We start from the raw sequence: 18,356 nt of genomic DNA, 5'->3' as shown, positions 1-18,356 counted from the left end.
GAAGTCTTGAAACTTCTACTAATGGTATCAGATATGTTACGATACTATCAAAAAGAGCTATTACATTTTATAATGGGCATTTACAGGAGTTAGAAGGAAGGATGATATGGGGTGTCTGAACGCTACTCTCGGCAAGAATTATTTACTCCAATTGGATTGGAAGGACAAAAGAAGATAAGAAGTAAACACGTTCTTATAATCGGTGCGGGTGCGTTAGGTACGGGAAGTGCTGAGGGACTTGTTCGGGCTGGAATCGGAAGGCTGACAATTGTCGATCGTGACTATGTAGAATGGACGAATTTACAAAGACAGCAATTATATAGCGAAGAAGATGCAGTAAACCGTTTACCAAAGGCGGTAGCAGCAAAACAACGTTTGGAAAAAATCAATTCAGAGGTCGATATTCAGGCAGATGTCATGGATGTTTCTATTCAAGAAATCGAAAATATCATTGATAATGTTGATTTAATTATCGATGCAACTGATAATTTTGACATCAGAATGCTTTTAAATGATGCATCACAAAAATACAACATCCCATGGATTTATGGGGCATGTGTGGGGAGCTATGGGATTAGTTATGTCATTTTGCCAGGAAAGACTCCTTGTCTGCATTGCCTCTTAGAAACGATACCAATGGGGGGACTGACTTGTGATACGGTTGGTATCATTAGCCCAGCAGTTCAAATGGTGGTGGCCTACCAGGTAACGGAGGCACTTAAAATATTGGTTGAAGATTTCGATGCGCTACGAAATAAATTAGTTTCATTTGATTTATGGAAAAATCAACATACAGCGATAAAAATTGATCGTGTAAAAAAAGAAGGTTGTCTTTCTTGTGGAACTAATCCAACCTACCCATTTTTAACCTATGAAAATCAGACGAAATCAGCAGTTTTATGTGGAAGGGACTCCGTTCAAATACGACCAAGTAAACGAATGGAAAGAGATTTAAGTTCTCTCGCAGAACGTTTAACTGCTCATGGTGGGAAGGTCGAAACAAACCCATTCTTACTATCGTTTACACAAGGTTCACACAGAATGGTTGTTTTCAAGGACGGTCGTGTTCTCATTCATGGAACTAAAGACCTGTCCGAAGCAAAGAGTCTGTATCATCGGTATTTAGGATGATCAGAATGGCGGGGAACTATCGATTCACAAAACGTTCATTTCTTTGACAAAAAACTGCCTTATAAATGCACCTGATTTTTCCACATTTGATGATACTCTTATACCATAAAATAGATAATGGGGGAGTAACTTTGGACGAATTATCAATAACATTTAATATTGCGGCAGCTTTAGTATTACTATTTTTTATTGGAACCATTATTATTGAATCATAAAAAAACCCACGAAGTTTTCGTGGGTTTTTTTGTGTCTAGCTCCAGGTGCCATCGGCTCTAGGTCACAAGTCAATTGATTCTGAAGGCAAATGGCTCCTTCTATCAGCACTCGTCTTGTGCTTGTCGCCGTTAGACGGGCGCCTTTCGCTTTTCTTGTTAATCTGGCGTATTAACCATGATTCCGGCTACTTGTTGCAATCGAGCATAAAACGCTTCGGCTGCATCGCCGGTTAAATCCGTTTCCTCGAATGCTTCTTTCATACAACGTAGCCAAGCTCTAGCACGTGTGGGTGTAACTTCAAAAGGCATATGACGATGGCGCATTGCCGGTGGTCCGAATTCATTGCTGTATAATGTCGGACCTCCTGTAAATTGCGTTAAGAACATATATTGTTTTCTTTTAATTTCTTCTATATCTCCTTCGAACAGAGGAGCTAAATCAGGATCAGCATATACTTTTGGATAAAATGTGTTTACTAAATGTTGAATGGTATCTGCACCACCAATTTCTTCATATAAAGTATTGAGTTTAAAGTCCATACTATCACCGCCGCTTCATTTTTCTTATAAGTACTATATCAATACTAAAAATAGCTTGGTGTGATTTAAATCACATCCAACATAAACATTCCCATATAAGAGAATGTTTGCTATTATAAAAATAATCGTTATTTTTGTATTAAGATTTTGACTTTATCCTTATTCATCATAAACAAAAATAAAGTCAATTACAATTTAGGAGAGTGAGATTTTCGTGGACGATTTGCCACTGAGTACCATCCTTTTATTAGTCGTTTTAATTTTGTTATCAGCGTTTTTTTCTGCTAGTGAAACAGCCTATTCCAGTGTTAATCGAATTCGGCTAAAGAATTATGTAGATGAAAAGAGACGTGGAAGTAAGAAGGCATTATATATTACGGAGCATTTTGATAACGCCCTTTCGGCTATTCTTGTTGGAAACAATATTGTAAATATTGCTGCAGCATCTATCGCCTCAAAGCTGGCTTCAGATCTTCTTGGAGGAAATACTGGACTTGTCGTTAGTACGTTTGTCATGACGTTACTTATTTTAGTATTTGGAGAGGTCCTTCCAAAATCATTCGCAAAAGAAAATGCGGAAAATTTCTCATTAAGGGTCTCTGGAGTATTATTTTTATTAATGAAAATACTCACACCAGTTACCTACCTATTTGGCTTACTAAAAGCATTAGCAGCCAAGCTTATTAAAAGTAATAATGATACTCCATCCTTTACTGAGGAAGAAATCAAAGTCATGGTTGATTTGAGTGAAGAAGAAGGGGTTATTGATAATAAAGAAAAAGAATTAGTACACCGTTCCCTTGATTTCAATGATATTTTAGTGGGGGAAATTTTAACACCACGCATTGATATGGTTGCCGTTGAGGTGAATGATCCTATAGAAAAAATACGAGATATGTTCTTAGAGGAACGATATTCACGGGTGCCAGTTTATGAAGACAATACCGACAATATCATTGGCATTTTATCTGAACGTGAATTTTTAAGTCTTCTCGTTCAACAAAAGAAAATAAATCTGCGTTCCATTATCCGAAAACCATTTTTTGTAGTTGAGTCGATGAAAATTTCAACCTTACTGCCAGAACTTCAAAAAAGCAAAACACATTTGGCAATCGTAGTTGATGAATTTGGCGGAACTTCAGGTTTAATTACATTAGAGGATATTATCGAGGAAATTGTCGGTGAGATTTGGGATGAACATGATGAAAAGATCAAATATATTACACAAATAGATGAAAATACATATGAAATAAATGCGGATATGCCACTTGATGATTTTGCTGAAATCATTGGAATTGAAGAACCGGAAAGCTCACATCATTCGGTTGGAGGCTGGATTTTTGAATCGTTTGAGAGAATTCCAGTTACCGGGGACACCTTTGATTACTTGCACCTAAACTTAACGGTCACGGAAGTGGAAAACCGCCGTATCCGAAAAGTAAATGTAGAAGTAAACCAACAAATATTAGAAATAGAAAAATAAGTAGTGATCCAGGGGGACGGTTCTTATGGTTTTCAAAAAAATGGAAAACCGATAGAACCGTCCCTTTGGATTTACTGGATGATATTGGCCAAAGCTGCTGGGATTGGGACTTTTTCATCAGCTCCATATTTCTTTTCGAAAGAATGGTATTCAAAAAGGGTACCTTCAGGTGAACAGACAGACAGGTCTAGAATGTAGTCACCGTGATCACCCTTTGTTTCAAGATAAAAGATAATATCCGATACTTTCAGGTGGTAAAAGTGATACTGAAACCCAAGGAATTCTTTTGTATCGAAACTCGTATCTGGGTGGGTTGAAATATATTGAGCAAGGTCATCTATCGTTGCCATAGGCTTCTGCAAAACGGTATTAATTTTTTCTTTTACCATTTGAGATGTATTCGATAATGTATCTTTTGCTTTCGTTGTTATATCCCGAATAAATTGCTGTACTTCACTCAATTTGAATCTCTCCTAAAAGGGAATTCGTATCTTACGAATAGTAATCCTGGTAACCTTCATTTGAAGATTCTACATTTTTTGTTTTCTCCTTATTAAAAGGGGCTGCAATCTCGCCTTCCATATAAGAATCACTTACTTGCTCATGGGTTGTAGCAAGTCCTGAGGATAATTGATCATCTTTTTCGTAATCTCCAGGCTGGTAATGTCTTGCAGCTAATTCCTCAGTGCTGTTTTGTTGTTTCTCCTTCAAAGCAAACGCCTCCTATAATAGTATTATCTAACTTAGTATCCCAATAATATTCTGTAATAAATCAAGTCAAAAGTTGGGAAGAGTATTATTGGGAGAAAAACAAGAGACACCCATTAAGGGTGTCTCTCTAGCCATAAATATTTAATTGTTATTAACCTTGACGTCCACTCATTGATTGTTGAGCGAAAGATACTAAACGCTTTGTAATTTCTCCACCAACTGATCCGTTTGCGCGAGATGTAGTGTCAGCACCTAAGTTAACACCAAATTCTTGAGCAATTTCATACTTCATTTGGTCGATAGCTTGTTCTGCACCTGGTACTAATAATTGGTTACTGTTGTTGCTATTGTTGTTTGCCATTTTCCTTCATCTCCTTAAACTGATTTTTTTTGGTGGGTTACTCCGGAATTGCACCAGATATAAGGGTTTCCTTAGCCTCTAGGCTAACCCATGTGTATTTAAGTTTTTTGTTGGTTGGTAAGTTGTTTGTGCTGTTGCTGTGTTTGTACTAAGTATTATGTGACGAAGCGAAAATTATATTCGAAAATAACTTTGGCAATTAATTCCTACAGAAAAGGAAGCATAACAGCTTTGTTTCATCGAAAAACTAATGATACCTAAATATGAAAAATGAGTGGGAGAAAAGATCATGACGATTTGTCCATTATGTAATGGCCTTAACAATGCAAGTTTCTCATGTGCACAATGTGGGAAGTCCTTAGAGGATTCAGGACGTATTATTGATTATTTTGATGACTATAGTGCATATATGCAAATTGATGACATGAAAAAAATAGATGGCATCCAAACAACCTTCCAAAACAATGAATGTGCCCATCTATTCTACTGCACAAACTGCCACAACCAAGAAATAAAATTAATCAAAGAATGAGGATGGAGGCAGGGGAACAAGGGCCACGGGGTTGCCACAAGGTTGTCACGGGGACGGTTCTTGTGGCTCCCATGGGAACCACAAGAACCGCCCTCTGGTCCCACAAAAAAGTCGCCCAACAATGCGGGCGACTTTTTTCTTTTATGATTAGCGGATTCGCTTTTCAGTTGCTGCGTCGAAGAAGTGGCATTTGTTCATGTCAAATGCAAGTTCTATTGTTTCACCTGGTTTTGCTTGTGTGCGTGAGTCAACACGTGCAACAAAGTCATTACCAGCAAGCTGTGAATAAAGCATTGTTTCAGCACCAGTTAATTCAGATACTTCAATCTGTGCATTGATTTTTGAACCTTGAGCAGATTCAATGAACACAGGCTCGTCATGAATATCCTCTGGACGAATACCAAGGATGACTTCCTTGTTTACATATCCTTGTTCACGAAGAACTTTCATTTTTCCTTCTGGAACAGCAACTTTTACATCACCAATTGTGAATGTACCATCCTGTAATGTACCAGGGAAGAAGTTCATCGCTGGAGATCCGATGAAACCAGCAACGAATACGTTTTCTGGATTGTCATAAACTTCTTTTGGTGCACCAACCTGTTGGATAATACCATCTTTCATAACAACAAGACGTGTAGCCATTGTCATTGCTTCTGTTTGGTCATGCGTTACGTAAATAGTAGTTGTTTGTAGGCGTTGGTGAAGCTTAGAAATTTCTGCACGCATTTGTACACGAAGCTTTGCATCTAGGTTTGATAAAGGTTCGTCCATTAAGAATACCTTTGCGTCACGAACGATTGCACGTCCTAATGCAACACGCTGACGCTGACCACCTGATAATGCTTTAGGCTTACGAGTTAAATATTCTTCTAGACCAAGAATTTTTGCAGCTTCTTTCACACGACGATCAATTTCATCTTTCGGGAATTTACGAAGCTTTAATCCGAATGCCATGTTATCATAAACACTCATATGTGGGTATAGCGCATAGTTTTGGAATACCATCGCGATGTCACGATCTTTTGGAGCAACATCATTTACGCGTTTTTCATCAATGTAGAAATCCCCTTGAGAAATTTCTTCTAATCCAGCAATCATACGTAATGTAGTTGACTTACCACAACCAGATGGACCTACGAATACGATGAATTCTTTATCTTTAATATGAAGGTTAAAATCTTCTACTGCAGTTACTTTATTGTCGTATACTTTGTAAATATGATCTAAAACTAATTCAGCCATTTTTTCTCCTCCTAGTGTAAACGTTTTCTATAGCTAAAGTTTACTTTAAAGAGAAAAATGCGTAAATGTGTAAATTGCACAAAACATTGAAAGGGTTTTCGTGCATGTCTACCAATTCTAAAAATGTTCAACGTCCAGAATGGCTAAATAGGTTGTAACCGCACCATGAAAATGCTTTATATCAATTCCTGTCTTTTCAATGAATTTCTCGATTCGGTACTGCAGGCTATTGCGGTGCATATATAATCGCTTCGCAGCATTTGAAACATTCAAATCACTTTCAAAGAAAACCTTTATCGTTTCTAGTAACTCATGATCAGCTTGGAGTTCTTCCGGAATTACATGTTTCAGTTGGTTCCGAAAATCTTCATCCATTCCTTCGAGTAATAGAAATGGCAGAATATCATGTAATCGATAAACCTTCTGTTTGTGTAAAAAATGGATACCCTTTTGGAACCATTCTTTTTCAGTATGAAATAGTGATCCAAGATTGTCAGAAAGGGGATGGGTTTGTCCAATAAACAAACGCATGTCTGTGTAAAAATCACTTGTTAATGTCACGGTGATTTCTTCATAAAAGACATCCTCAATTGTTTCCTCGTTTCTTGTTTCTATTAGAACACCGCTTGAATCATTTTCCCATAGGAAGATGGTATCTCTTGGTAAAAGTGCCTGAATGGCTTCCTGGAATTCAACATGGTCGGTAATCGGTTGGTCGGCATAAAATTGAATGAAACGACACTGCGAAAAAGAAAATTGTTCAGGTGATAAGGTTCCTTGTTGTAAAAACAAAAGGTTATACCAAAACGCCTGTGTATCGTTCATATCATTGACATGCGTGCCATATGGTGTGAAAAGGGAAGATAAGAGGGAAGTCTCTTTTGTAGATAGACGTTCCTTTTTAATTCCAAAAAAAGTTCCTGTTTCTGTTAGAAACCATGAATATACATCTGTTTTATATGGAGATTCGGCTGTTATAAAAGCATCCTTATAATGCTTCATCAAATTTTCAATCATGTAAAATACTCCTTCAAATTCAATCAAATAACCGTTAAAAAAGTCTCCTTCTATTATAACAGAAGGAGACGGAGTCGCTAACTTGTTATTCAATTACATTCGGTGGTTCTTCTTTCTCAAATTCGCGTGCTTCCTCGATATTTGTTTTATCATGGAAACGGTAGACAGTACCACCAGCCATTCCTTCGTTGATGAAGCGATCCACATCCATGAATACTTCATCTTTTCCTTCATATTGAAGGTCTTCACGCTCTTTTCCTTTTTTATCCATAAAAAAACCTCCTTTTTGTGCTTAGTATGTGAAGGAGGTGAAAAAAGATTCCTTATTCGTAAACATGGAAGAGCATTAATTCATGAATTTGTTTGGTGATGTCATTAATGATTTTTAAATCAGGGTGGTTGCCTTGCCAATCAATGCTCCCATCCTTATTGTAAATGCCATGATATTTTATTCCTTGGAAGTAAAAAGAAAAGCTCCAACCAGGAATTTTACTGCTTTTATATAAAGGCTTCCATTGAAAATGTGAGATCATCGTACGTTCCCCTTACGTCATATTTGTGGTCTTATTTAACGTCTAGCTTAAGCGCCTAGCCCCTCGAGGTCACAATCCAACCCATCAAGAAGGTCAAAGAGCGACCTTCATGCTGGCTCGTCTTGTGCTTGTCGGACTTGCACAGGAAGTGCTGACATCGACGTTTGCCACAGGACGTGGCAGTTATTAGTCGATGTTCCTTTTTCAAGTCACTTAAGCTTTTGATGCTTCCATTATAAGCAGTTTGGTTAAATTTTCAAGTCCTTTTTGATGAATATCTACCTCATCAAACACCATGGGCTTTGAATTGATTTCATAAATGAAAATTGCACCATTCTTAGAACGCCCGAGATCAATGGAGAACTCTCCAATAAACTCTCCCGTTTCGTCCATAAGTGTTCTTCCAATCTCAAACACAAGCTTTTGCAAAATGACTTCGTCAAAGCGATCACCAACGAATTGATAGGGGATAATTGAGCCACCATTTGGGACATGTGTCGTCACACCATTTTCACCAGCAACTCTTACCCCGATACCGCTTATCAAATGTCCGTTATCGCGATAATGACATAAAATTCTCAAGTCATAACGCTTGCCATCATAAGTGTCCGCCTCTATCGCTTCTTGTATTAAATAGTTGCTTTTCGTAAAGTCACCCTGATTCTTCTCCCAAAATGAGGTGAAGGTTGAGTAGCTATGTTTTCCATGGGGTGTTTCAACAATCATTCCATTTTGCTGTACTTTCAGTCTATAAAGATCAATTCCTTTATATCCGGTTGAACTTTTTATATAGAGGATTTGATGTTTTGTCACCATTTTTTTTAGGTCTCTCAGATTTTTGAGAAGAGTGGTTTCGGGAAGAAATCGCTTCACAAAATCATTCTTCTTTAAAATTTGATAAACCTCCCATTTCGAAAAAAAGTGCGGATTAAAAAATGGGATTTCATTCATTTTAAAAAATGAAACAATGTCAATGAAATCCTTCTTTTCCTCCATATGACGATAAGGAATCCGATTATACACAACATTCGGAAGAGGGGATTGTAATTTAATCCACTTATTTAATGGTTGGTAGAAAGTAAAAGCTTCCATAATTTGTCCCCGTATTGAATGAGGGGTAATGATGACTCCTAGCGCACCATGTTCGTGTAAGGATAGTAAAATTCTTTTTAGTACCTTAAGATTTCCAAGAAAAGTGTTGTCTCTTGAGTTACCGGTTAGAATCCCAATGATTGGGCCAACATGATTTCCATCGTTATTAACAGGAAAAGGGAGCGAATGCTCTGGGCAGCTCCCTACATAAGGTATCATGGTGTTGGTCTTTCCAAAGAAAAGCCCGTTTTCTTCTTCACATTGATACCATTGCTTTTTTTCAATATGATAATAAATAGTACTCATTTGTAAACTTCCTCTGGCTTTTTAATGGTTGTTTCAGTTAAATAGACAGCATATTGCAGTGGAAGTCTGCTTGAGAGCTTATCAAATTTTCTTAGTTTTGGATGCGAAAAAATGGAACGACCTGGTTTAGAGTTTGCTTCGAACAGCCAGACACTGCCATTTTTATCGATTCCTAAATCAAATCCAAGTTCCCCAATATGCCCTTTTTGTCTAGAATCAATAGCTTCACTTAAAGATAGGGCTGCCTGTTTAAGTGAATCCGTTACTTTCTTACATTCTTCTACATCTGGAAAAATTTCTGTGAGTGTACGAACGGCGCCCCCATTGTTTAGATGTGTTGTCACACTACCACGTCCAGCCATTTTTCCTGCCATCACGCTAACCTGCCACTTACCTTTTTCATCTTTATTTGTATGGATTCTAAAATCAATTGTTTTATGATCGTTTCGGAGCAAATGAATTCCTTGTTGGACGATATAATGCTCCAATTGTCTGTTACGGAAGTGCGTGTTGATAAATGATTCAATGGAAGAAAAACGCTGAAGACGATTTTTTCCGTCCGCATCACGATAGCGACAATAATAATTTCCAGCTTCGCGGTCAAATAAAACTTGATAAATACCTAAACCAAGACTTCCGTTTGCAGGTTTAATGTATACATGCTGATATTTCGATAGCATACGTTCGATTAAAGTGAAGGTCGGACTTTTATGGGTTTCAGGCAAATAGGTTGAAACACGATGATCTCCCTCTAACAACTGATGAATTTCCCATTTATCAAAAAAGCCAGGATTAAACCAGGGAATTAAATACTCATGTTGCATCCGTTGTTTGATTTCGCGCAAGGCTTTATGTTTTTCAGTTCGGCGGTTAGGAAGGCGGTCATAGACCACATTAGGAAATGGAACTTCAACCGTTTCCCAACCATTATGGTTAAGAAATAGGCCATCAATCGTCCCTTTTTCCCAATTAATATGCTTCGCACCAAAAATAAATACATAAGCCCCAACTGCTTTTTCTTGAGCTAAAAGTTTTGCGAAGAATAAGGTTCTCTCTCCAATTGGACGAATCATTGACTCGCTAAAACCTGCTGTGAAAATGCCTACAAGCGGACCCATGTAAAGATGCTCTTCATGGATAAAAACTTGTGTTGTACTACTGTATGGAATCTTTAAGGCTACAAATATATCTTCTGATAATTTGATTTCCTGTTTATCGACTTGGATAACCTCACATTCACAGGAGGATGTTCCAAACAGGATATGCTTAATGGGTGTTTTTAATTGAATGGTAGTAGGAATATACACTTTTCCTTTCTCTTCCTGCGCTATTTTAAGCGGCAGCGGTGTGCGCATTTTTTTCAGCTCCTTTTTAAGTAGTTTGTTTTGAATGAAGATGGAGACAATATTGTAATGGTGTTTTGTACAGGGCATCCTCTTTTGATGGATTTGTTTCTAAAAGAACCTTTCTACCCGGCTTTGAATTGGTATCTAAAATCCAGATGGCACCCTCACTTGTAAGACCTAAATCAACGCCGATTTCAAATAGAGGTTCAAATTGTTCTTCTAATAATTCTGGTAACCTATTATTAATTGTATGAATGTTTTCTGAAAGTAATTGCTTCTGATGAAAAGACATATTTTCTGTCCAGCTTTCATAAGAACGAGTTTCTCCGCCACCACCCAGATTTGAAATGAGATGATCTGGCATTCCAAGACGAATCCCGCGCCCTTGTTCCATCCATTTTCCTTGGCCATTTTTTTGAAGTAAAATGCGAATATCAAAAGGTCGATTCTCTTCATTGTGGAGCGGCAAATACGGTTGTAATAAGTAAGGTTGATTGCTAATTATGGAGTCAAGCCACGTTTTTAATTCTCTTCTTGTTGTAAATTGGTTTTTATTTAGAAGTTTTTCATCTTTATAGACAACCTCTACATAATTACGATGGAGAAAAAGACCAATAATTCCTTTTCCCATTGAGCCTTTCTCTGGTTTTAGGATGAGTTGCTGCTTCTTCGTTAAAGTTCGTAGGATAGCAGAAGAGGAGAGAGCTTGCTCGGTAGAAGGGACATAGGGCGATAATTCCTTATCTTGACGCAAGGTTTTGTATATTTCCCATTTATTTGGTAAACCATGTCCTAGAAAAACAGTTGCTGGACGTAACTTTAACCAGTTCATAATTGGCTGACTTTTTTTAGAGATTTCATCGTTTGAATAAAAACAACGGTCATATAAAAACATTGGAATCTCAAAACTGCTTTGTTCCCACTTATTAGTCTTGTGATTATATGATTCTCCACGAACTAATTCAGAGGTGGGTTCAATTGAGGTTGGAGTTAAGCGGTACAGTTCTATCCCGAATTCAGGAGCCCGTTTGGCGAGTTCCGTCGCAAGCCCGAGTTCCTGGTTTGGATAAAGCGTAACAAACCCCAGTGAAATCATAAGACCCTCTCCTTTCTTACGTATCGTTTACTAAATGATGCTGGACTAAATAAACACAATGCTGTAAAATCGCTTTTGCACTTGGGCGAATTTTGGTTGAAAATTGATCCTGTTCTTGGTTTTTGGATGGCTTTGTATTGACCTCTATAATCATTGGTTTTCCATTTTCATCAAGCGCTAGATCGATTCCTAGCTCTGCAAATATTCCGTCGTCGTTTCCATCGATTATGGCAGCAACCTCTAGTGCTAACTCTTTCATTAACTTTTTAATATGAGGAATTTGTTTGACATCAAAGTTTTCGATAAGAACTTTATGGACCTTTTGCATTTCTCCACCTCTTGCAAGGTTTGAAACAAACTGGTCCTTTGATGATACTCGGGCAATCACGGAAGTTAGTTGCCACTTGTCACTTGATTGCTTTTGACATAACACCCGAAAATCCAATGGTTTTTCCTTATATAGTAGAAGTGAAATACATTCCTGCACAATAAATGTATGTTGTTTTAACCTTGAGAATAAGGATTGAAAAAGGGTAGCAAAGCTATAATGGACGGTCTCAAAGTCACCTGAGAAGGTTGTATAATCTAATAAATATTTATTTTCGTCTGTTTTATGAATTCGAAAAATATTTCTGCCTTGGCTTCCGTGGACTGGTTTTACAAAAACACATTGGTATTTCTCTAGCATTTCAAAGAGAACATCCCGACTCGTTAACAGCTCGGTTTCAGGGATATATGAATGAAGATGCTCATTTTCTTTCAATATTTCATGGACTTCCCATTTATTTAAAAAATGATCATTAAAATAAGGAATATTATTCATCTGCAATTCATTTGTAAAATCGATAAACCTTCGGGAGTGTTCCCGTTTACGGGAGTGAATCCGATTGTGGACTACCTGGGGGTATGGAACAATGGACCTTTTCCACGTTCCATCTAAGTAGATATACCCACTATGCTTATAAAAGCTATTTAAAGAGAATACATAAAAAAATACACCGATTTCGTTAGCATAAAGTGATATTTCTTGGCAAAACTCTTCGATTGAGCCGAGTGATATTTGATTATTTTTGTCATGTACCTCTGTTAAAAGTCCAACCACTGGACCGATTTCAAACTTGTCATTTGCTCTTTTTAAAAGAGTAATTGAAAAATGCTCAGGAGGAAGATGTAGTTCCTGCAAGATGAAGTCACTGCATTGAATCACTGGCTCGCTCTCATTAATAGATACGATTTCGACAATGACACTATTCCTGCTACACGATAATTCAACTTTCTGTAGGTTTTGTAACCCGAATTCTTTAAAGATCTTGTCACTCATTTGTATTTGCAAAGGGGACACCTGCTCGTTTGAAACAGGAATCACCTCAATCAGAATTTTTTCCGTCATCTTGATAACCCCATTTGCTAAAACTTACGTTCAAACACTATAATTGATAAGGTGGTACTTCAATCGAGAAAACGGTTCAGCCATAAAACTAGGCGAATGTCTTGTAACGTATCGTATGAAAAAACAAGTAAAACTGTTACTTAATAAAGTTCAATTCTAGAAGGTGATTGTATGAATGTATTTTTAATGATCGTATTTATGATGGTGATTGGAGCCATTATTGGGGGAGTCACGAATTCTCTGGCAATCAAAATGTTGTTTCGACCATATAAAGCCATCTACATTGGTAAAAAGCGCGTTCCATTTACACCAGGGTTAATCCCAAAACGGAGGGATGAGCTTGCAAGACAGATGGGAAGAACTGTAGTAGAGCATCTTTTAACACCTCAAAGTCTAAAAAATAAACTGCGAGACGAAAGTTTTGTTCGTACAATTGAAGGCTGGGCACAGGAGGAGGTTTCCAAACTCCTTGACACAGATAAAAATTTTAACGAACTTGCGGAACATCTAGGAATACATAATCTTGATGAAGTGGCAGAGGAAAAGTTAATAACCTTGGTTGAAAAGAAATATGTGAGTCTTTTAGATGAGATGGGCACAAGGGAAATCGGTCATGTCATTCCGGAAGAGCTTCTTTCAAAAATTGAAGTAAAGTTTCCAGAAGTAGTGGGATATATCACGGAAAAAGGCGTCGAGTATTTTGAAAGTGAAGAAGGAAAACTCCGTCTAAAAAGAATGATTGATGATTTTCTTTCCACCCGAGGCATGCTTGGGAATATGGTGCAAATGTTTTTAGGAAACACAAGCTTAATTGATAAAATCCAACCAGAAATTATAAAATTCCTAAGAAGCCCAGGAACAAATGAGCTTTTACAATCATTAATTGAAAAAGAGTGGAATAAGGTGAAGGCCTTAGAGGTTAATAAAGTAATCGAACAAGTGGGGTCAGAAAAAATTCTTACCATCTTAAAGGAACAGACACTACACATCTTCCCTGTTAAGAAATATCTTGCAACCCCTGCAAATGTGGTAATACTACCCTATAAAGACCGAATCCTCCAGACTTTCGTTCCTAAAGGAATTGAAATGGCGGGCGAATTTGTGGCAAACCGCATTGATAAGATGATGAAAAGCCTCAAGCTAGAGGAAATTGTTAAAGACCAGGTTGGAACGTTTTCTGTGGAGCGTTTGGAGGAAATGGTGTTAGGGATATCAAAACGTGAATTTAAAATGATTACGTATTTAGGAGCACTGCTTGGTGGAATGATTGGTATTTTTCAAGGAATTATTGCGCAGCTTTTTTAAAAATAAGGTATTATCAAATTGCCGTGTAAAGAATATGTTAAAGAATACCCAGATTTTACAGATAGAGATGAATTCGTTGGGAATGTTTGTTATAGTGGAAAAGAACCATTTTTCCTCGCAGTAAAACTGGAAAAGGAGGTAGGTAAAATGGGTGTAAATTTATATGATGTTGCATATGGTGTTGAAAAGGCAATTCGTGAAAGCGATGAGTTTAAACAGCTAAAGCAATTATACGATCAAGTCAACAATGACCAAGGTGCAAAGAAATTATTTGAAAGCTTCCGAAACATACAATTATCCCTTCAGCAAAAACAAATGATGGGTGAAGATATCTCTCAAGAAGAAGTAGAGCAAGCTCAACGACAAGTAGCGCTTGTTCAACAGCATCCTACAATTGCAAGACTTATGGAAGCTGAGCAACGCATGAGCGTTGTCATCGGAGAACTAAATCAAATCATGTTAAAACCACTTGAAGAAATATATGGCAGCATGCAACAATAAGGTTTGATGAACCCTACGCGAAATGGCGGGGGTTCTTTTTGTTTTCGTTCATTCATGTGAAACCTAATGTTCTAATCAACTTCATTTTTTCATAACCATATGTAAAGGGACACCCAACATCAAGAAGGAGGACCTGCATATGTATAGGTTACTAGCAATAAATGTTGATGGAACATTACTGCGTCCGAATGGTCGTCTACAAAGTGGGACAAAGGAAGCTATAGATTACGTTCGAGCAAAGGAAGTTTATGTGACTCTCGTAACAAGACGTCATTTTGCATCGACGAAAAAAATAGCCAAAGCTTTGAAGCTAGACTCATTCTTAATTACGCATAACGGAGGGTTTATTAGCACAAATCTAGATGATCCCCTTTATGTAAAACGGATATCTGAAGAGAAAACTTTTAACATTGTCCAAGTATTAGAAAACTTTAAGTGTAGTATTCGCCTCCAACATGAAAAGTTTTCAATTGGTAATCGGATTAGATTTCCTGGTAACCTTATCGCAAAAGCGATGTTTGGCTCAGGCGATCCCCTTTTTTATCCTATGCAGTTCGTCGATTCACTTGGTGACTATTTAACAGACAATCCTGTTGCACCACCAAAAATTGAGGTCTATTCACAAAGTGAGGATGAATTGGGAACGATCAAGGAAACGATCAATGAGCACTTCCAGGACATCCAAGTCGATTTAACCGAACCACATAAGCTGGAAATCACACCATTAGGAGTTTCTAAGCTTAATGGATTAAAAGCTTTAGCCAAACATCTAGAAATCCCATTACATGAAACAGTCGTCATTGGTGATTCAACGGATGATGTCGAAATGATTCAATCCGCTGGCTTAGGGGTTGCGATGTGGAATGCGCCAAAGGAAGTTAAATTTGCAGCTGACTGGGTAACACGTTCGAATAATATGAATGGTGTCTCCTACATGATCAAAGAGCATTTCCGAAAGCAGCAAAGAATTGAGTTTTTAAAACAGATTAAGGTTGAAAAATAAAGGGATTTGAGTACCTCCACAAGCTGTGGGGGTTTTTATATAGGTAAAACCGCTAACGTTGATAGAAAATGAGTTAACGCCGATAGATCATGGAGGGCCAACTACTATCCAACTCAAAATCCAACCAATATTCTCATATTGATTAAAAAACGAACATTCTGTACACTAATAGGAGCTAATTTTTTGAAAAGGTGAGGCAAACTATGCGTATTTTGTTCAAGGGGCTTGAGGATGAGCGATTTATTCGTCCGCTACAGCTCATTACAAACTTATTTTTCGAGGAAAGTGAAATTTCCATTACAGAATTAGAAAATCCTGATCTATTAGTAGATTTTCAATATGAATATAACCATCCTTTCATTACCTCAAAAGCGAAACTTATTGATCTGAAATCTGGCAATGATTACGTTGGAAATTATCGTAAAGATTTTCCTCCATTTGAGAATGAAAAAGAGCTTTTTAAAAAGATTAAACAAGCAGTCTCACATGTCTATGTAATGGTAATGCAGGATTTCACAGACATAACTCAGCCATGGGGAATGCTTACTGGTGTGCGTCCCACAAAGCTGTTACACAAAAAGATCCAAGAAGGTGTGTCACCAGAGGTAGCTCACAAACAATTAAAAGAGGATTATTTAATTACCGATGAAAAAATCGAATTAATGAGGCAAATTGTCGACCGTCAACTCACGATGGTTCCAGATTTATATCAACTACAAAATGAAGTGAGTATTTATATTGGGATTCCTTTCTGTCCAACAAAGTGTGCTTATTGCACATTCCCGGCATATGCAATCAATGGAAGACAAGGTTCAGTCAATTCATTCCTTGGGGGTCTCCATTATGAGATGCGCGAAATAGGGCGTTGGTTAAAAGAGAACAAGATTAAAATAACCACCGTCTATTATGGTGGTGGGACCCCAACTAGTATTACAGCTGAAGAGATGGACATGCTTTATGAAGAAATGTATCAGTCCTTCCCAGATGTTCAACACATCCGTGAAATCACGGTTGAAGCGGGGCGTCCTGATACAATTACACCAGATAAACTCGACGTACTTAAAAAGTGGAATATTGATAGAATCAGTATTAATCCACAGTCCTATATTCAAGAAACATTAAAAGCGATTGGCCGTCATCACACAGTGGAAGAAACCATTGAAAAATTCCATCTCGCAAGAAACATGGGAATGAATAATATTAATATGGACTTAATCATTGGTCTGCCTGGTGAAGGAGTGGAAGAGTTCGACTATACACTTTCTGAAACAGAAAAGCTGATGCCAGAGTCATTAACTGTCCATACCTTATCTTTTAAGCGTGCATCCGAAATGACACGAAACAAGAAAAAATATAAGGTTGCAGGTCGTGATGAAATTACCGAGATGATGAACAATGCTTCTACTTGGACAAAGGAACATGGCTATGTACCTTACTATTTATATCGAATGAAAAACATTCTTGGTAACCTAGAAAATGTGGGCTACTCACTTCCAGGTCAAGAGAGCATCTATAATATTATGATCATGGAAGAAATGCAAACAATCATTGGATTTGGTTGTGGTGCAGCAAGTAAATTTGTGGACCCAGTAACAGGAAAAATTACGCAGTTTGCAAACCCAAAGGATCCAAAATCCTATAACGACAATTTTATGGAATATACGAATAAGAAAATCACCATTTTAAATGAGCTATTCGGAGTGGCTAAAGGGGTATAGGAAACTATTAACAGGTTCCGTTTTTAGGTGCAAACAGACCAATTATCATATTAAGAACGCGTAGGGTTTTTGAGGTCAAATCACAGTAAAAATCAAAGTCAAACGCTTTAGAGAAATAAAATCAGTATATATTTGGACAAAGGAAAGCCAAAACATCGCGGTTGTGTACGAAGCCGAGGCATCTTCTGACAAGGGAAGGCCAAAACATCGCGGTTGTGTCCGAAGTCGAGGCATCTTCAGACAAGGAAAAGCCAAAACATCGCGGTTGTGTACAAAGTCGAGGTATCATCTAAAAAGATTAAACGTTATTATAACAAGAAAATTAAAGCGTGAATTGTGTGTGAATTCACGCTAAAAACGTTATGTGATTTACCGTTTTGCACCCTGTATCAGAACCCGTTAGGAAACTATACCTCTCCTTTTTTTTTCTGTGAAAATAATCCCCGGGTTTAAATCTCACCCGATCTGTTTATCCTAATACTAACTTAATTTTGACAATAGGAAAGCAGAGCTACCTAATTTTTATGGTTACTCGAATAATATTTCTATTGTTTGTCTATACTGCTAATTTACTGTTGACTCGTGGTAGGGTTCTTTGTTCTTTAGCATGTGATAGATGATTGTAAGCATTCGATGTCCAATGGCAACGAGTGCTTTTTTCTTCCCCCTCCTTGCAGCCAATGACCAATATTTAGCAGATAACCTTGTATTCCGACTCCTTGAAGCTGCCCAGGCTGCCTCGCATAACGCTGACTTAATATGAGGGTTTCCTTTCACCGCACGTGTACTTTTTCTTTTTCCAGCACTTTCGTGATTTCCTGGTGATAGTCC

Annotated in this window: 20 protein-coding genes; 7 read left to right on the top strand and 13 right to left on the bottom strand. The window is 37.6% G+C overall.

Going from position 1 to position 18,356, the window contains the following annotated elements; translation table 11 throughout:
- Window positions 1–111 precede the first annotated feature (111 nt).
- Entirely contained in the window at window positions 112–1,131 is a 1,020-nt protein-coding gene (locus E1I69_RS17170; protein ID WP_136380790.1) for a thiazole biosynthesis adenylyltransferase ThiF, read from the top strand.
- 371 nt (window positions 1,132–1,502) lie between these two features.
- Here E1I69_RS17170 and E1I69_RS17165 read toward each other — a convergent pair whose 3' ends face one another.
- Entirely contained in the window at window positions 1,503–1,886 is a 384-nt protein-coding gene (locus E1I69_RS17165; protein WP_136380789.1) for a globin, read from the bottom strand.
- A gap of 214 nt (window positions 1,887–2,100) precedes the next feature.
- Between E1I69_RS17165 and E1I69_RS17160 the strand changes: the two genes are divergently transcribed.
- Complete coding sequence (locus E1I69_RS17160) at window positions 2,101–3,369, top strand: hemolysin family protein (protein WP_136380788.1); 1,269 nt, start codon at window positions 2,101–2,103, stop codon at window positions 3,367–3,369.
- Window positions 3,370–3,440: 71 nt separating this feature from the next.
- Here the strand turns inward: E1I69_RS17160 and E1I69_RS17155 are convergent, their stop codons facing one another.
- From E1I69_RS17155 to E1I69_RS17145, 3 genes are all read right to left on the bottom strand, one after another.
- Window positions 3,441–3,830 (bottom strand): hypothetical protein, encoded by a 390-nt coding sequence (locus E1I69_RS17155; RefSeq protein ID WP_136380787.1) that lies wholly within the window; start codon window positions 3,828–3,830, stop codon window positions 3,441–3,443.
- A 31-nt stretch (window positions 3,831–3,861) separates the two neighbouring features.
- On the bottom strand, window positions 3,862–4,080 hold the full coding sequence (locus E1I69_RS17150; protein ID WP_136380786.1) for a YozQ family protein: 219 nt from the start codon (window positions 4,078–4,080) through the stop codon (window positions 3,862–3,864).
- Window positions 4,081–4,231: 151 nt separating this feature from the next.
- Window positions 4,232–4,441: an alpha/beta-type small acid-soluble spore protein gene (locus E1I69_RS17145; RefSeq protein ID WP_010283556.1), complete on the bottom strand. Its 210-nt coding sequence runs from the start codon at window positions 4,439–4,441 to the stop codon at window positions 4,232–4,234.
- A gap of 289 nt (window positions 4,442–4,730) precedes the next feature.
- On the opposite strand from E1I69_RS17145, the gene E1I69_RS17140 reads away from it, so the two are divergent.
- Window positions 4,731–4,973, top strand: a complete 243-nt coding sequence (locus tag E1I69_RS17140; RefSeq protein WP_136380785.1) for a hypothetical protein — start codon at window positions 4,731–4,733, stop codon at window positions 4,971–4,973.
- A gap of 147 nt (window positions 4,974–5,120) precedes the next feature.
- Here the strand turns inward: E1I69_RS17140 and E1I69_RS17135 are convergent, their stop codons facing one another.
- From E1I69_RS17135 to E1I69_RS17100, 8 genes are all read right to left on the bottom strand, one after another.
- Window positions 5,121–6,218 (bottom strand): ABC transporter ATP-binding protein, encoded by a 1,098-nt coding sequence (locus E1I69_RS17135; protein ID WP_136380784.1) that lies wholly within the window; start codon window positions 6,216–6,218, stop codon window positions 5,121–5,123.
- Window positions 6,219–6,335: 117 nt separating this feature from the next.
- Window positions 6,336–7,235 (bottom strand): PucR family transcriptional regulator, encoded by a 900-nt coding sequence (locus E1I69_RS17130; protein ID WP_136380783.1) that lies wholly within the window; start codon window positions 7,233–7,235, stop codon window positions 6,336–6,338.
- 85 nt (window positions 7,236–7,320) lie between these two features.
- Window positions 7,321–7,506, bottom strand: a complete 186-nt coding sequence (locus E1I69_RS17125; RefSeq protein WP_136380782.1) for a hypothetical protein — start codon at window positions 7,504–7,506, stop codon at window positions 7,321–7,323.
- 52 nt (window positions 7,507–7,558) lie between these two features.
- Window positions 7,559–7,768 carry a YheE family protein gene (locus tag E1I69_RS17120; RefSeq protein WP_136380781.1) on the bottom strand — a complete coding sequence of 70 codons (210 nt, stop codon included), beginning with the start codon at window positions 7,766–7,768 and terminating at the stop codon, window positions 7,559–7,561.
- A gap of 213 nt (window positions 7,769–7,981) precedes the next feature.
- Complete coding sequence (locus E1I69_RS17115) at window positions 7,982–9,166, bottom strand: YheC/YheD family protein (protein ID WP_136380780.1); 1,185 nt, start codon at window positions 9,164–9,166, stop codon at window positions 7,982–7,984.
- Window positions 9,163–10,521 (bottom strand): YheC/YheD family protein, encoded by a 1,359-nt coding sequence (locus E1I69_RS17110; protein WP_136380779.1) that lies wholly within the window; start codon window positions 10,519–10,521, stop codon window positions 9,163–9,165. The genes E1I69_RS17115 and E1I69_RS17110 overlap by 4 nt, the downstream gene beginning before the upstream one ends.
- A gap of 16 nt (window positions 10,522–10,537) precedes the next feature.
- Entirely contained in the window at window positions 10,538–11,608 is a 1,071-nt protein-coding gene (locus E1I69_RS17105) for a YheC/YheD family protein (protein ID WP_136380778.1), read from the bottom strand.
- A 16-nt stretch (window positions 11,609–11,624) separates the two neighbouring features.
- Window positions 11,625–12,998 carry a YheC/YheD family protein gene (locus tag E1I69_RS17100; protein WP_136380777.1) on the bottom strand — a complete coding sequence of 458 codons (1,374 nt, stop codon included), beginning with the start codon at window positions 12,996–12,998 and terminating at the stop codon, window positions 11,625–11,627.
- Between the two features lie 171 nt (window positions 12,999–13,169).
- Here E1I69_RS17100 and E1I69_RS17095 point away from each other — a divergent pair, with 171 nt between their 5' ends.
- From E1I69_RS17095 to E1I69_RS17080, 4 genes are all read left to right on the top strand, one after another.
- Complete coding sequence (locus E1I69_RS17095) at window positions 13,170–14,303, top strand: DUF445 domain-containing protein (RefSeq protein WP_136380776.1); 1,134 nt, start codon at window positions 13,170–13,172, stop codon at window positions 14,301–14,303.
- A gap of 147 nt (window positions 14,304–14,450) precedes the next feature.
- Window positions 14,451–14,804, top strand: coding sequence for a YlbF family regulator (locus E1I69_RS17090; protein ID WP_136380775.1), 354 nt, complete (start codon window positions 14,451–14,453; stop codon window positions 14,802–14,804).
- Window positions 14,805–14,943: 139 nt separating this feature from the next.
- On the top strand, window positions 14,944–15,807 hold the full coding sequence (locus E1I69_RS17085) for a Cof-type HAD-IIB family hydrolase (RefSeq protein ID WP_136380774.1): 864 nt from the start codon (window positions 14,944–14,946) through the stop codon (window positions 15,805–15,807).
- 203 nt (window positions 15,808–16,010) lie between these two features.
- Window positions 16,011–17,525 carry a coproporphyrinogen III oxidase gene (locus E1I69_RS17080; protein ID WP_136380773.1) on the top strand — a complete coding sequence of 505 codons (1,515 nt, stop codon included), beginning with the start codon at window positions 16,011–16,013 and terminating at the stop codon, window positions 17,523–17,525.
- A gap of 564 nt (window positions 17,526–18,089) precedes the next feature.
- On the opposite strand, the gene E1I69_RS17075 is transcribed toward E1I69_RS17080, so the two are convergent.
- Window positions 18,090–18,356 (bottom strand): transposase (locus tag E1I69_RS17075; protein ID WP_136380772.1); only part of this gene is annotated, 267 nt, incomplete at its 5' end.

Source organism: Bacillus timonensis, assembly GCF_004799755.1.
GTDB lineage: Bacteria > Bacillota > Bacilli > Bacillales > Bacillaceae_L > Ferdinandcohnia > Ferdinandcohnia timonensis_A.
This window is presented reverse-complemented; position numbering and strand designations above follow the sequence as displayed.